The 13,650-nt window shown below is 61.6% G+C and carries 14 protein-coding genes; 2 read left to right on the top strand and 12 right to left on the bottom strand.

Annotated elements, in window-relative coordinates; genetic code table 11:
• Nucleotides 1–63 precede the first annotated feature (63 nt).
• The 4 genes from dacB to BWR18_RS19180 all read right to left on the bottom strand — a co-directional run bounded on the left by dacB (nucleotide 64) and on the right by BWR18_RS19180 (nucleotide 4,035).
• Nucleotides 64–1,554, bottom strand: coding sequence for a D-alanyl-D-alanine carboxypeptidase/D-alanyl-D-alanine endopeptidase (gene dacB / locus BWR18_RS19195; RefSeq protein WP_076630000.1), 1,491 nt, complete (start codon nucleotides 1,552–1,554; stop codon nucleotides 64–66).
• Between the two features lie 46 nt (nucleotides 1,555–1,600).
• Nucleotides 1,601–2,197, bottom strand: a complete 597-nt coding sequence (locus BWR18_RS19190) for a nicotinate-nucleotide adenylyltransferase (protein WP_076629999.1) — start codon at nucleotides 2,195–2,197, stop codon at nucleotides 1,601–1,603.
• Nucleotides 2,198–2,272: 75 nt separating this feature from the next.
• Nucleotides 2,273–2,743 (bottom strand): MOSC domain-containing protein, encoded by a 471-nt coding sequence (locus BWR18_RS19185; protein ID WP_076629998.1) that lies wholly within the window; start codon nucleotides 2,741–2,743, stop codon nucleotides 2,273–2,275.
• Complete coding sequence (locus BWR18_RS19180; protein ID WP_076629997.1) at nucleotides 2,740–4,035, bottom strand: alpha/beta hydrolase; 1,296 nt, start codon at nucleotides 4,033–4,035, stop codon at nucleotides 2,740–2,742. Before BWR18_RS19180 ends, BWR18_RS19185 begins: the two co-directional genes overlap by 4 nt.
• A gap of 145 nt (nucleotides 4,036–4,180) precedes the next feature.
• Here BWR18_RS19180 and ettA point away from each other — a divergent pair, with 145 nt between their 5' ends.
• A complete protein-coding gene (ettA, locus tag BWR18_RS19175; RefSeq protein WP_076629996.1) occupies nucleotides 4,181–5,836 on the top strand; it encodes an energy-dependent translational throttle protein EttA in 1,656 nt (551 codons plus the stop codon).
• A gap of 342 nt (nucleotides 5,837–6,178) precedes the next feature.
• On the top strand, nucleotides 6,179–7,003 hold the full coding sequence (locus tag BWR18_RS19170; protein WP_157598848.1) for a hypothetical protein: 825 nt from the start codon (nucleotides 6,179–6,181) through the stop codon (nucleotides 7,001–7,003).
• Between the two features lie 97 nt (nucleotides 7,004–7,100).
• On the opposite strand, the gene BWR18_RS19165 is transcribed toward BWR18_RS19170, so the two are convergent.
• The 8 genes from BWR18_RS19165 to BWR18_RS19130 form a co-directional block, all read right to left on the bottom strand.
• The gene (locus BWR18_RS19165; protein ID WP_076629994.1) at nucleotides 7,101–7,364 is read right to left on the bottom strand and encodes a hypothetical protein; all 264 of its coding nucleotides are present in this window, start codon (nucleotides 7,362–7,364) and stop codon (nucleotides 7,101–7,103) included.
• 117 nt (nucleotides 7,365–7,481) lie between these two features.
• On the bottom strand, nucleotides 7,482–8,462 hold the full coding sequence (locus BWR18_RS19160; protein WP_076629993.1) for an ABC transporter substrate-binding protein: 981 nt from the start codon (nucleotides 8,460–8,462) through the stop codon (nucleotides 7,482–7,484).
• A gap of 23 nt (nucleotides 8,463–8,485) precedes the next feature.
• A complete protein-coding gene (locus tag BWR18_RS19155) occupies nucleotides 8,486–9,325 on the bottom strand; it encodes an ABC transporter permease (RefSeq protein WP_076629992.1) in 840 nt (279 codons plus the stop codon).
• Nucleotides 9,322–10,254, bottom strand: a complete 933-nt coding sequence (locus tag BWR18_RS19150; RefSeq protein ID WP_076629991.1) for an ABC transporter permease — start codon at nucleotides 10,252–10,254, stop codon at nucleotides 9,322–9,324. The genes BWR18_RS19155 and BWR18_RS19150 overlap by 4 nt, the downstream gene beginning before the upstream one ends.
• Before the next feature lie 243 nt (nucleotides 10,255–10,497).
• Nucleotides 10,498–11,292, bottom strand: coding sequence for an ABC transporter ATP-binding protein (locus BWR18_RS19145; protein ID WP_076630430.1), 795 nt, complete (start codon nucleotides 11,290–11,292; stop codon nucleotides 10,498–10,500).
• Nucleotides 11,289–11,783, bottom strand: coding sequence for a DUF4760 domain-containing protein (locus BWR18_RS19140; RefSeq protein ID WP_076629990.1), 495 nt, complete (start codon nucleotides 11,781–11,783; stop codon nucleotides 11,289–11,291). Before BWR18_RS19140 ends, BWR18_RS19145 begins: the two co-directional genes overlap by 4 nt.
• 6 nt (nucleotides 11,784–11,789) lie before the next feature.
• Nucleotides 11,790–13,250: a dihydropyrimidinase gene (gene hydA / locus BWR18_RS19135; protein ID WP_076629989.1), complete on the bottom strand. Its 1,461-nt coding sequence runs from the start codon at nucleotides 13,248–13,250 to the stop codon at nucleotides 11,790–11,792.
• A 67-nt stretch (nucleotides 13,251–13,317) separates the two neighbouring features.
• Entirely contained in the window at nucleotides 13,318–13,638 is a 321-nt protein-coding gene (locus tag BWR18_RS19130; protein ID WP_157598846.1) for a hypothetical protein, read from the bottom strand.
• Nucleotides 13,639–13,650: the final 12 nt, after the last annotated feature.

The following is a 13,650-nucleotide window of genomic DNA, read 5'->3' as shown; positions in this document are numbered from 1 at the left end:
ACGGCGGGGGGTCTGGGGGGCTGGCCCCCCAGCGGGTCGGCGCAGCGTGCTGCGTCGAAATCCCTAGCTGCCGTAAACTGCACCCCAACGTTCAATCAGCTTCTGCTGCATCACCTTCGCCCGCCGGTTCCAGCTGCGCGCGCCTTGCGGGCGTTCGCGGTTGGCCCGTGTAATCCCGGCGCGTGTCGCCTCGTCCGCAGCGAAGATGGCAAAGGCCATTTCGGTGCCGTCCCGCGCCGTCATGTAGCCTGCAAGCCCCGACACGAAATTGAGCGTGCCCGTCTTGGCATGCACCTCGACCGGGTGGTTCCGGATCGCGCGGCGCTGTGCATCGAGCATGGGGATGGGTTTCAGGATCGGGCGCAGCACGTTGTTCTGCCGCGCGCGGACGAGGGCAAGCACCATGTCGTCGGCTGTCATTTTGCTGGCGTCGCCAAGGCCCGAGTGATCGACCAGCCGCATGCTGGACGTGCCCAACGCCGCCCGCGCCCAGCGGTTCATCTCGGTCGCGGAGGCGCGCAAGGATGCGGGCCGCCCGCTGCGTTTGACGGTGGCGGCCATACCGACCATCTCGGCCGTGATGTTGGTGGAAAAGCGCAGCATGTCGCGCAGGATGGTGCGCAGGTCGCCGCTTTGATGGCTGGCGAGCGTGGTGCCTTGGGGCGTCCGGCTGACCACCTGCGGGTTCTTCAGCACCATGCCCTGTGACCGGGCGAGGGTCTGGAAGACGTCGCCAGCATAAAGCGCGGGCTTGCGCACCGGCAACCAGCGGGCACCGCCGTTGCCCAGCGCGCCGCGCGCAACCGTCCAATTGTCGGTGCGCCCCCCGTCAGCATAGGTGTAGACGGGCGCGCGCCGCTCGCTCACCGCCATGCGCGCCATGGCCACATCCGGGCGGTAGCGGTCGGACCGCGCGTCCATAGACACGGCGTATTGCCCGCCCTGCCGCCGCCATTCGAAATGCACCCGGTTGAAGTTGAGCGCGATGCCCGACAGCGCAGGGCTGTAGCCCACGTGATCGGGCTGGCCCGTGTCGATCGTGGGGACCTGGGGAAACATCCCGTCTGCCACTTTGAAATCGCCCCGCACCTCGCGGATGCCCTTGGCCTTCAATGCCGCGGCAAGGGCGGCCAGCGCATTTGTGTCGAGCGTCGGATCCCCACCCCCAACCAAGACCAGATCGCCCTGCACCACGCCGCCCGACACGCCACCCGTTGCCACGACCCGCGTCGTGAACCGGTGCGTCGCCCCGAGAACGGACAGGGCATAGAGCGCAGTGATCGCCTTGGCCACAGATGCGGGGGGCGTGCCGATCTTGGCGTTTTCCCCTTCGAGCTTGGTGCCGGTGCGGGCATCGGCCACAGCGTAACAGACGCGCCCCCCAAGGCGCGCGTCGGTGATGATGGCCTGCGGATCGGCGATGGCCTTTTTGAAATGATCGCCGCCTCGCGCACTGGGTCGCAGCGACGCTGTCGGTGGCGCGGCAAGAGCGGTTGTGGCCGTTGTTCCGGCCAGGGCAGCTAAAAAACAACGTCTCGAAAATCTGCGCAGCATGTCGGCATGTAAGCCCAGCTTTGCCCGTCAAACAAGCGGATTTGGATCACAAATCCGAAGACGTGGCCCAGCCGCCTCGCGCCCGGATTTCGGTCGAGGATTGCGCCGTCATCGCGACGTTCACAAAACACCATGCCGGTGCATCCGAGCGGCCCAGAAGCTGGCTGGCACGTGCGGAAATGCGGTGGTGCCGATAGAGCCTTGCCGCCGGGCTCATCCGGGCCGAGATGCGGTCGCCGGGGCGGGCCAGCACACCCACCGGCACGTTTTCCATGATCCACATCCAGTCCTGCCAGTGGTGGAACTGCGCCAGGTTGTCGGCGCCCATCAGCCAGACAAAGCGCACGCCCGGATACCGGGCCTGAAGCGCGGCGATGGTCTGGGCGGTGTACCGCGTGCCAAGCCGCGCCTCGATATCCGTGACGGTGACACGCGGGTGCTGCATGACCTGCCTTGCCCGCGCCATGCGGCGCCCGAGCGGCGCGGGCCCTTTGGCCTTGAGCGGGTTGCCGGGCGACACGAGCCACCACACTCGGGTGAGGCCGAACCGCTTCATCGCCTCGCGCGTGATATGCGCGTGCCCGTCATGGGCCGGGTCGAAAGAGCCGCCCAGAAGGCCGATGGTCTGGCCCGGGCGGGCCATGGGAAAGGGAGCGTGCGTCACGTGTGGGTCCAAAGTGTCGAAACCGCGTGAACGGACGCCAAAGCGCGCGTGTTGTCAATCAATCGGTCGCACCTGGTCGCCAAGTGCGATGCTGCCGGGCCTCACCACCTCGGCGCACCAGCCGCCGTGACCGCGCATCGCCGCATAGGCGCCGTGGCCCAAGAGCCGCTCCATCAGGCTGCACGGCGCGCAGATGGTGGTAAAGCGCAGGATGGCGGTGCCTACCTGCACCTCGCGCCCCTTGAGACCGTTCAGGTTCAGCCTCCGCACGAGGATGTTGCGCCGGAACGTCGCCGGATCGAGAGCGTCGCGGCCCAGACAGGCGGCGATGACCGGTACATGTTCGGCCTGCATCAGCGTGACCGCCCGTTTGCCCGCCCGGCCCCGGTCGCGATCGACTCCGGCATCGGTGATGTCGGCCCGGTCCAGTACCTGGATGTCCGCCGCCCGCGCGGGCCGCGCGCCGATCCAGTCCACGACGCCAGGCTGCGCCCAGCGCGCCATCATGTCGTGCAGATCGCTCATCTTTCTTCGCGACGGGCGGTGCGGGCTTCGATGCTGAGCAGATCCGGCAAACGTTCCAGCGGGTAGTTCGGGTGCAGCACCCAGACACCGCTTTCGTCCTGATCCAGCGGGCGGAGCGTGCCTCCCGGAAAGGCGCGCGTGCGCAGCGCCAGCACCACGTCCGACAGCACAGCCGGGTTGTCCCGGAAGTAGGCGTGGCCGAAGCCGCCGCGCACGTTTTCAACCCGGATGAAATGCACAAGCCCCTCATTGCGCAGCAATTCAAGCTCGCCATCCTCGAAATCCTCGTTCCGGAGCGCGCCGAGGCGCGTGGAGCGTGTAAGCAGCGCCGAGATACGCAGCGCCGTGTCGCCGGGATTGATGTAGAGGTTGATCTGTTCGAAGGATTCCGAGAACCGCTCTGCCTGCAGCCGTTGCCGGACGATGCCCACGTCGAGGTCGGGGGCCGCCATGATCAGGGTGCCGGTTTTCAGCATCAGCTTGGGGTGGATGCCCGCGCCGCGTGCCTCGATCATCAGCTCGCGCAGGGCGGTTGTCACGACATCGGTGCCGCGCGAGTGCGCGATGATGTCGATGCTGTCCACCTCTGGCATGGCGGCCAGCATACGCAGGAATTCCTTGGTGTGGTGGACCGAAAACACGCCCGCATCCCTGTCGCGGAAATACCCCAGCGGACCGAAGCCGTTGCCCGCAGGCCATGTGAACGAGATGGGCACGGATTCTCGCCCAGAAAAGTGCCACATGTTGGCCAGTGTCGTCAGGCTGTCCTCGAATTCGCTGTTGAAGCCGTGAATATAGATCAGAAGGCTGCGGTTGCCGGTCTGCCTGATCTCATTCGCGATGACCGCCTGAAAGCGCGCGGCCTGTGCATTGTAGACATCGAGCGCGTCCTGCAGGTGCGTGAGCCGCCCGTCGTCGCGCGCATAGGGCAGCGGTGTCGTCTCGAACCGCACCACCTCCTCGAAATCGGGGACCCACAGGCTCGACACGCGTTGGTCGGAATCTGCGCGCGTGCGCTCCAGCAACTCTTCCCAGCCCAGATCACGCCCGAATTTGACCGTGGCCGCCCCGAACGCCATCGAATCCGACCGGCTTGCGCCGTAGCTGCGCCCGTCGGGGGCGCGGTCGGTCATGTAGAAAATCTTGGGCTCTGCCGTGCGCCAGACTTCGGGCACGAGGTCGTCGGGATAGTTGGCGCCGGTCCGGTATAGGTTCGGCGGCGGTGCAAGGCTGATACCGACCGCACATCCGCCGAGGATGAAGCAGGCCGCAAGCAGGATAAACCGCCGCATGTCGGGCACTTCCGTCAGTTTCGCTGCCTTCCGCTACCACGTTTCGGGTCACTTCACCAAATGACATATCGCAGGCGGGCGGTGCATTGCCCTTTGCCCCGCCGAGCGCTAGACGAAACGGCGTAATCTGTTCCGGGAGAATGCCATGGCGGCCTATCAATATGTCTATCACATGTCGGGTGTGTCCAAGACCTATCCCGGCGGCAAGAAGTGCTTTGAGAACATCCACCTGAACTTTCTGCCCGGCGTGAAGATCGGCGTTGTGGGCGTGAATGGCGCGGGCAAGTCCACCCTGATGAAGATAATGGCCGGCATGGACAAGGATTTCACCGGTGAGGCCTGGGCCGCCGAGGGCGCCAAGGTCGGCTATCTGCCGCAGGAGCCGCAGTTGGATCCGACCCTGACCGTGCGTGAGAACGTCATGTTGGGCGTGGCCGAAAAGAAGGCGGTTCTGGACCGCTACAACGAGCTGGCCATGAACTATTCCGACGAGACAGCGGACGAGATGGCCGCGCTGCAGGACCAGATTGATGCAGAGAACCTTTGGGATCTGGATTCGCAGATCGACGTCAGCATGGAGGCGCTGCGCTGCCCGCCCGATGATGCGGACGTGACGACCCTGTCGGGGGGTGAGGCGCGCCGGGTGGCGCTGTGCAAGCTGCTGCTTGAAGCGCCCGAGATGCTGCTCTTGGACGAGCCGACCAACCACCTCGATGCCGAGACCATCGCGTGGCTGCAACAGCACCTCATTGACTACAAGGGCACGATCCTGATCGTGACGCACGACCGCTATTTCCTGGACGACATCACCAGCTGGATTCTTGAACTGGACCGCGGCAAGGGTGTGCCGTGGGAAGGCAATTACTCAAGCTGGCTGGAGCAGAAGGCCAAGCGACTCGCGCAGGAAGCGCGCGAGGACAAGAGCCGCCAGAAGACGCTGGAGCGCGAGTTGGAGTGGATGCGGCAGGGGGCCAAGGCGCGGCAGGCCAAGTCCAAGGCCCGGATCAACGCCTATAACGAGATGGCCGAACAGTCCGAGCGCGAAAAGCTGAGCCGCGCGCAGATCGTCATTCCGAACGGGCAGCGCCTTGGGTCCAAGGTGATCGACGTGTCGGGCCTGACCAAGGCGATGGGGGACAAGCTGCTGGTCGAGGGACTGGAATTTTCCCTGCCCCCCGGCGCGATTGTCGGCGTGATCGGCCCCAACGGCGCGGGCAAGTCGACGCTGTTCAAGATGCTGACCGGGCAGGAAACGCCCGACGCCGGGACCATCGAGTTGGGGGACACGGTGCAACTGTCCTATGTGGACCAGTCGCGCGACGATCTGGCCGATGGGGACACGGTGTGGGAGGCGATTTCCGGCGGGGCCGAGGTGATCGAGCTGGGCGATGCGCAGGTGAATTCCCGCGCCTATTGTTCGTCCTTCAACTTCAAGGGCGGCGACCAGCAAAAGAAGGTGTCGCTGCTGTCAGGCGGCGAGCGGAACCGCGTCCACATGGCGCGGCTGTTGAAAGAGGGCGGCAACGTGCTGCTGCTCGACGAGCCGACCAACGATCTGGACGTGGAGACGCTGCGGGCGCTAGAAGACGCCTTGGTGGATTTCGCGGGCTGTGCGGTTGTTATTTCGCACGACCGGTTTTTCCTGGACCGGATTTGCACGCATATCCTGGCGTTCGAAGGGGATGCGCATGTGGAATGGTTCGAGGGGAATTTCGAGGACTACGAGGAAGATAAGAAGCGGCGGCTGGGGCCGGATGCCCTTGAACCCAAAAGGCTCAAGCACAAGAAATTCGTCCGCTAAGCGGACGGATTTCTTGTGTAGGCTTTTGGGCTCAAGGCGTGCGCGAAAGAGTGTTTGCGCAGCAAACGCGCGTAGCGGCACCCGGTTGTGGTTTTAAGCTGGATCGCCCCCCAGCTTCGTGCATTTTGCAGAAGCCTCCACGGCTTTCAACACGAACAGAAAGCAGGAATTCCATAGACAGACTTGACTGAATATCCAAACATTGGATCAAAACGCTGTAGTGTAAATCTATAATTTTGAATATTTAGGCATACTATGGATCGAATTACTTTCGTTGAACCCCAGATATCCAAATTTCAGCTAACGTACTTTGGGCGGGACGCTGACCAAAACAGATTGGATATGTACGACGGTGCAGCATCGTTTTACGGCTTTGCACGAACTGTGGCTATCTTGGGCCACTTTTACTCAACTGGTACAATCAACGCACATGCACCGCGAAGTGAAGTAAAGGTTTACTTGGAACCTTCTGAAGAGGGTTCCTATAAACAAGTTATTGCTGCCGCGGCGCTTGGAGCCGTTGTAAGCACACCACTGACGGTATTCATAACCCGCGCGCTTGACGACTGGATACCTGCACCTGACGGTCAGACCCAACAGATTATTGACCTACTGAAAGAGCAGAATGACTTGCTCAAAGAAGGTGCTGCCAAGGGAGCATCCGAGCCAACACGCGATGAAGTAGAGGCCGCAGATCACTTCATAGAGACGAACAAGGATAAGGTTGAAGTGATGCGAAGCATCACTGCCAATTCCTTCAAAGATGTATTTCGCCCAGTGGGCAAGTCCGCCGATTACGTTGGGGTCTCGTGCGGCCCAACACGAGTGCCTGTTGGTGTAGTAAACGAGCGGGCTCTTAGACTAATTGAAGCGGATCGACCAGATGATGAGGTTGTCAGCTTACTTGCGGTAGTCACATCATTCAGCAGGAGTTCAAAGACCGGCGTAGCGTTTTCAAAGGACGTTGGAAGAGGGTTTCGATTTGAATACAGTCATACGGAGCGCTTGCCGGCTGAAGACGATTTTTCATGGAGTCAATATCGTCAAAAACCAATCCGTCTCAATGGCCGCTTCGTACGGTTCTTCGATGGAAAAATTAAGAAATTGGTCGTCTACAGTGCTGCGCGACTTACAGACTACGAAATCAGTGAGTATGCGCGCCCGTAGGCTACCGCAACTACATCTTGCTCGAGAACTGCGCGATCAGTTTTATCAATAAAGGCCGCGCAAATGGCAGCCTCCTCAAATTTCTAATTGTCGCGGACTACAACAAATACGCCCAAACCAGCACCACCGGCAGCGCAAACGCAAATGCGATCATGAACAGCTTCGCCGCATGGCTCAGCTTGCCGAACAGCCCGTCACCCAGCGCACCCTCGCCATAGTTCATCGCCGCCGCCATCACCACGTAACCGCTTTTCTCCCGCTCCATCTTGGACCGGTTGATCGAGGCCATCGCGGCCTGGTAGCGCGCGTCCATGCGCTCTTGTTCATCGAGGTTCGGTTGCAGGTCTTCCATACGTGTCATGTGGTGCGCGCTCCTTCGTTCCGCAAGTAAATGGGGCGAAATCCGCGCACGTCCAGCCTTGCCACCAAAAAAGGCCAGCCCGAAGGCTGGCCTTTGCCGATGCCGTGAAAACCGGTTTTAGTTCAGCGCCTTGTCCGTGATCTGGTGGGTCCACGCGCCTGTCGGTGCGGCGGAAATCACCGGGTCCGATCCGCCCGACAGCAGCGACGCCACCGTGCGTTCGTAATCGGCAGGGTCCAGCGCGCCGTTGGATCCGGCGGTCAGCTTGGCCACCTCGCCCATCATCCGCTTCTGGTGCGTTTCGGTCTGGGCGCCGGTCTCGTCATATTCCAGCACGATCTCGGCAGCTTCGTCCGGGTTCTCCTCGGCGTATTTCCAGCCTTTCATCGAGGCGCGGACAAAACGGACCATCTTGTCCTCGAACGCCGGGTCTTCGAGGTTCTCTTCGAGCACATACAGCCCGTCTTCGAGCGTGGCGACCCCGTTGTCTTCGTATTTGAAGATGGTCAGCTCCTCGGGCGTGAGCCCTGCGTCAATGACCTGCCAGTATTCGTTGTAGGTCATGGTGGACACGCACGCCGCCTGCCCGTTCAGGATCGGATCGACGTTGAAGCCCTGTTTCAACACTTCGACGCCTGCTTCGGAGCCGTCGGTGGGGATCTCAAGCTGGCTCATCCACGACAGGAACGGGAATTCGTTGCCGAAGAACCAGACGCCCAGGGTCTTGCCGGGGAAGTCGGCAGTGGTTTCGACGCCCGCATCCTTGCGGCAGGTCAGCATCATGCCAGACGATTTGAACGGCTGCGCGATGTTGACCATGGGCAGGCCCTTTTCGCGGGCGGCAAGGGCTGCCGGCATCCACTCCACCGTGACGTCTGCACCGCCACCGGCCAGCACCTGCGTGGGTGCGATGTCGGGGCCGCCGGGCTTGATGGTGACGTTCAGGTCTTCCTCGTCGTAGAACCCTTTTTCGAGCGCCACGTAGTAGCCGGCGAACTGGGCTTGCGTGACCCATTTCAGTTGCAGCGTGACGTCATCCGCCGCCCACGCGCTTGTGGCGGTCAGCGACAGCGCTGCCAGAGTTGCTTTGATCTTCATGATACCCTCCGAGGTTGGTTTTGTTATCTGCGTTGTGACGGGTGCCAGAAGGTCACCCGCTTTTCGATCCAGGCCACGATGCCATAAAGCGCCGTACCGGCGATAGCTGCGACGGCGATTTCAGCCCAGACGAGGTCAATGCTCAAGCTGCCGACGCCGGTTGAGATGCGAAATCCCATGCCGCGTGTGGGCGAGCCGAAATATTCGGCAACGATGGCCCCGATGAGCGCCAGCGTCGTGGCGACTTTCAAACCGTTGAAGACGAACGGCATGGCCGCAGGCAGGCGCAATCGAAACAGCGTCTGCCAATAGTTCGCCGCATAGGTGCGCATCAGATCGCGCTGCATGGCCGATGCTTCGTTCAGGCCCTGCACTGTGTTCACAAGGATCGGAAAGAAGACCATGACGACAACCACCGCCGCCTTGGACTGCCAGTCAAAGCCAAACCAGTTCACCATGATGGGCGCGATTCCGACGATAGGCAGCGCCGCGACGAAATTGCCAATGGGCAGCAAGCCCCGCGTCAGGAACTTTGACCGGTCGATCAGCACAGCCGCAACGAACGCGGCGATGGCCCCGATGGTAAAGCCACGCAGGGCCCCCTTGACGACTGTTTGCTGAAAGTCGATCCACAGCAGATCGGTTGACGCTGCAAATGTCTGTGCCACAACCGACGGCGCAGGCAGGATCACAGGCGAGATGCCAAAGCCGCGCACCAGCGCCTCCCAAACCACCAGCAGAGTCACACCAAAGATCACAGGCACTGCGATACGCACAGCGCGCAGTCTGTCCCAACGTGACAGCCATATGTTCAGCGCCCATCCACCCAGCCAGACCAACAGTGCAAGGATCAGCCAACTCATGTCGCCATCCCCATGCGTTTCAGGGTGATGCGCTGGATCAGATCAAGCAGAGTCACCAAGGCCCCGGCCAGAACCGCCGCCGCAAACAGGGCCGACCAAATGGCCAAAGGCGCGCCGAACTGATCTCCAATCAGGATACGCGCGCCAAGGCCCGAAATCGCGCCCGTCGGCAATTCGCCCACGATGGTGCCGACCAGCGCAGCGGCGATGCCCACTTTCAGCGAGGTAAACAGATAGGGCACAGAGGCAGGCAGGCGCAGGCGCAGAAAGCTTTGCAAGCCGGTGGCGTTATAGGTCCGCAGCAGATCCAGTTGCGCAGGCTGTGGTGCCCGCAGTCCTTTCACCATACCCACAAGGACTGGAAAGAAACACAAATAGGCGGATATGATGGCCTTCGGCACGCCGCGTTCTTCAATTCCTGCCTGCGACGAAAGCACGATAATCATCGGCGCAAGCGCGACAATGGGAATGGTCTGACTGATGATGGCCCACGGCATCAGGCTCAGCTGTGCGGTGCGGGAATAGACGATCGCAACGGCGCCAAGGATGCCAACAAGCGTGCCCAGCGCAAATCCCCACAACGTCGATTGCAGGGTGATCCACCCGTGATAGATCAACCCCCGCTTGGAAAAGGGCCGCCCCTTTTGCACCATCTCGCCCGTGGTCTTCCAAAGCTCTTGTCCGACCTGCTGCGGCGTCGGCAACCGGGGCCGTTCAAGCGCGTAGCCAAGATGCACAAACTCCGAATTGTCACGCATCAGCCGCCATACGGATACCGCGCGCCGGGGCACGGACCCTTCCGGGACAACAGCTTCCCCCGCCCGTTCCGCCTGATCCAGCGCCACACGCACATTCATGGGGGCGACAGCCAGATACCAGATGCCGACAATCACGGCCAAAACGGTCAGGACAGGCGCAGCGGATCGCATTAGCGGCACCTGCGCGCTTCATTGTTCCAAAAATATGCAAACGCTTTGCCAGTCATCTCGCGGAGTTTTTTGCATATTTTAAGAACAATGAAAGGAATTTGGGATGTTCTGCTCGCACGGTACAGGCAGGCATGCCGATGGCCGTGAACGATGAAGATGGGGGTGGCCGCGCCCTCACACGAGACGCGGTCCGGTTGGGGGCGGTAGGCCAATCTTGCCGTCCCAGCCGGTAATGCACGCGCATCAATCATAGGCGTGCCCCGCTCGCAATCCGTCCCGCACCCGGTTGGCGATCTGCAAAAACTCGGGGCTTTCGCGAATGTCCAGGGGCCGTTCCTTGGGCAAAGGGCTGTCGATCACATCGGTGATCCGACCGGGGCGCGGCGACATCACAACGATCTTGGTCGACAGATACACCGCCTCGGGGATGGAATGGGTGACAAACGCGATGGTCTTTTCCGTGCGCGCCCAAAGCTGCAAGAGCTGCTCGTTCAGGTGATCGCGCACAATTTCATCGAGCGCGCCAAAGGGTTCATCCATCAGCAATATATCCGCATCAAAGGCTAGCGCTCGCGCGATAGACGCACGCTGCTGCATGCCGCCGGACAGTTGCCAGGGAAACTTGTTCTCAAACCCCGACAACTCAACCAATTCCAACGTCCGCGCCACCCGTTGGGCTTGATCCGCCTTGGAATACCCCATGATCTCAAGCGGCAATGAGATGTTGCGTCCGATGGTGCGCCACGGATAGAGCCCCGCTGCCTGAAACACATAGCCATAGGCGCGCGCTTTGCGTGCGTCCTCGGGCGTGGTGCCGTTGACGGTGATTGACCCGCCTGTGGGCTGTTCCAGATCGGCCATGCAGCGCAAGAACGTGGTCTTGCCGCAGCCAGACGGACCGATGAACGAGACGAAATCGCCCTTTTCGATATCCAGCGACACGCCCTTGAGCGCATGAACAGGTCCATCACCTGTCTGAAACGTCAGATCCAGGTTTTGCGCGGAAACGATTGCGGCTCTGGCCGTGTTTAAACTCATGCCGTCCCCCGCCATCTCAGCACGATACGCTCTGCGTCGGTATACAACCCTTCGCCCCCGGGCAGGTCGCGTTCCTGCTGAACAAAGGGCTCCAACCGCTCCCAATCGCGCAACAGCGGCATGCGCCAATACTCGCGCCATACGGATTCGTCTATTGTGTCAAGCTTCACAGCCAGCCCCAGCATCTCATAGGTGTTCAGCACGTTGCGAAAGCCGTCCTTGTCCGATTTGTCTTCGGGGATTGCGTTCCCGCAATTGAGCGCCTCCAGCATCGCCATTCGCGCATCACGAAACCCCTCGTCCCACAGCGCCTCGAAGACGAACGTAAAGGACTCGCGCCGCAAACGTCTTGCATCATTGTCAAACGTATCGGCCTGCAGCCGCATTTGCCGCCAGACGAACAGCGCCGTCACGCACACCGCAAGCGACGCAAGAATTGTCGTCACGGATGCCGCAAGCGACAGAAAGTCCGAGAAGCCGTTGGCTGCCATCAGGTGTCAGATGCCGGCCGGAATGTTCAACGGATCACGCTCGATCATCTTGGGCGCCGTCAGTGCCTTCCACTTCGACAGCGCAACGGATGCAGACGGGAACGCAGGCCGTGGCACGAACTTGCCCCGGCCAGGCGCGGGCTGCGAATTCTGCCCCCAGGCCCAAATCACCTCACCCCGGCTAAGCGTGTACCGCGACTGCGCCGTCACCTCGAACCCTTCGAACACGTTGTAGTCCAGCACCGAATGGTGGTTTGCGGGCGAGATCGTCTTGGTGATTTTGGGATCCCACACCACGATATCGGCGTCCGCCCCTTCGACCAGCGCGCCCTTCTTGGGATAGATGTTGAGGATCTTGGCCACGTTGGTCGACGTGCAGGCGACAAACTCATTGGGCGTCAGGCGCCCCGTCTCGACCCCTTCGGTCCACAGCACGGCAAGCCGCTCTTCGAGCCCATTCGAGCCGTTCGGGATGATCCGGAAATCATTGCGCCCCGCGCGCTTCTGTTCGGTGTTGAAGGCCGCATGGTCTGTCGCCACCACCTGCAAAGACCCGGCCTGCAGCCCGGCCCAGAGCGAATCCTGATGATCCTTCGACCGGAAGGGCGGCGACATCACACGGCGCGCGGCGTGATCCCAATCGGTGTTAAAATACTCGCTCTCATCCAGCGTCAGGAACTGGATCAGTGGCTCGCCATAGACCCGCATCCCCTTCTGCCGCGCGCGCCGGATCGCCTCATGCGCCTGCTCGCAGGACACGTGCACGATATAGAGCGGCACGCCCGCCGCATCGGCAATGGTGATGGCCCGGTTCGCCGCCTCGCCCTCGAACTCGGGCGGACGGGAGTAGGCGTGGCCCTCCGGCCCCGTGATCCCCTGATCAAAATACTTCTGCTGCATCTCGGCGACCAGATCGCCGTTCTCTGCGTGTACCATCGGCAGCGCGCCCAGCTCGGCGCAGCGCTTGAAGGACGCGAACATCTCGTCATCCTCGATCATCAAGGCGCCCTTGTATGCCATGAAATGCTTGAACGAGTTGACGCCCATGTCGACGGCATCCTTCATCTCGTTAAAGATGTTCTCGTCCCAGCCGGTGATCGCCATGTGATAACCGACGTCGGAACAGATCTGCGGCGCGGACTTGCGGTGCCATTCATTGATGGCGTTCTTGATCGACCCATCGGCGCCGGGCAGGCAGAAATCCACGATCATCGTGGTGCCCCCCACGGCAGCCGCCCAAGTGCCCGACTCGAACGTCTCGGCCGCCGTGGTCCCCATGAACGGCATTTCCAAATGCGTATGCGGATCAATCCCGCCGGGAATCACATAAGCGCCCTCAGCGTCGATGTATTCGTCGCCAACCAGATCCTCACCAATGGCCTTGATGGTCTCGCCCTCGACCAGAACATCGGCCTTCCAGGTCCGGTCCGCCGTGCAAACCATCCCGCCCTTGATCACCTTGGTCATGTCATCTCTCCTCTGTCAGCTGTTTCTTCTGACGAAAAATACCACGGGGTCTGGGGCAGCGCCCCAGTCAGACGCTTGCAAAACACCCCAACGCCGGCCCATGCACCCCAATGTCCAAAGGCCCGAAATCACTCTCCACACACAGCGAAAAGTACCCCGCCCGCGGCAAGTATACCACGCGGTAAGCGCCATCGCTGCGGGTGACGGTCCAGCAGCGCTGCGTGATGCCGCCGCTGAAGTTCACGGTCGTCTCGAAAGGCTGGACAAGCGCGTCCTCGAATGCCTGCACGATCGCCCGCTCGGCCACGGTCTCGCGCGGTGCATCGAGCGCTTCTGCCGCCACCAGATCGGCGATGCGGTCGGACAGGCTCAGGTCAGGATCAATCACGCCCGCCGCCCC

Source organism: Tateyamaria omphalii, from assembly GCF_001969365.1.
In the GTDB taxonomy this organism is placed as follows: domain Bacteria; phylum Pseudomonadota; class Alphaproteobacteria; order Rhodobacterales; family Rhodobacteraceae; genus Tateyamaria; species Tateyamaria omphalii_A.
Note: the sequence above shows the minus strand (reverse complement) of the source record. Positions and strands in the feature narration are given on the sequence as shown.

What these genes read in the sequence shown, in the direction of transcription:
- BWR18_RS19160 (WP_076629993.1), bottom strand. Translation starts at nt 8,462, where the DNA reads ATGAAGATCAAAGCAACTCTGGCAGCGCTGTCGCTGACCGCCACAAGC.
- BWR18_RS19145 (WP_076630430.1), bottom strand. Translation starts at nt 11,292, where the DNA reads ATGAGTTTAAACACGGCCAGAGCCGCAATCGTTTCCGCGCAAAACCTG.
- BWR18_RS19170 (WP_157598848.1), top strand. Translation starts at nt 6,179, where the DNA reads ATGTACGACGGTGCAGCATCGTTTTACGGCTTTGCACGAACTGTGGCT.
- hydA (WP_076629989.1), bottom strand. Translation starts at nt 13,250, where the DNA reads ATGACCAAGGTGATCAAGGGCGGGATGGTTTGCACGGCGGACCGGACC.
- BWR18_RS19180 (WP_076629997.1), bottom strand. Translation starts at nt 4,035, where the DNA reads ATGCGGCGGTTTATCCTGCTTGCGGCCTGCTTCATCCTCGGCGGATGT.
- dacB (WP_076630000.1), bottom strand. Translation starts at nt 1,554, where the DNA reads ATGCTGCGCAGATTTTCGAGACGTTGTTTTTTAGCTGCCCTGGCCGGA.
- BWR18_RS19185 (WP_076629998.1), bottom strand. Translation starts at nt 2,743, where the DNA reads ATGAGCGATCTGCACGACATGATGGCGCGCTGGGCGCAGCCTGGCGTC.
- BWR18_RS19155 (WP_076629992.1), bottom strand. Translation starts at nt 9,325, where the DNA reads ATGAGTTGGCTGATCCTTGCACTGTTGGTCTGGCTGGGTGGATGGGCG.
- BWR18_RS19150 (WP_076629991.1), bottom strand. Translation starts at nt 10,254, where the DNA reads ATGCGATCCGCTGCGCCTGTCCTGACCGTTTTGGCCGTGATTGTCGGC.
- BWR18_RS19165 (WP_076629994.1), bottom strand. Translation starts at nt 7,364, where the DNA reads ATGACACGTATGGAAGACCTGCAACCGAACCTCGATGAACAAGAGCGC.
- BWR18_RS19190 (WP_076629999.1), bottom strand. Translation starts at nt 2,197, where the DNA reads ATGGCCCGCCCGGGCCAGACCATCGGCCTTCTGGGCGGCTCTTTCGAC.
- BWR18_RS19140 (WP_076629990.1), bottom strand. Translation starts at nt 11,783, where the DNA reads ATGGCAGCCAACGGCTTCTCGGACTTTCTGTCGCTTGCGGCATCCGTG.
- ettA (WP_076629996.1), top strand. Translation starts at nt 4,181, where the DNA reads ATGGCGGCCTATCAATATGTCTATCACATGTCGGGTGTGTCCAAGACC.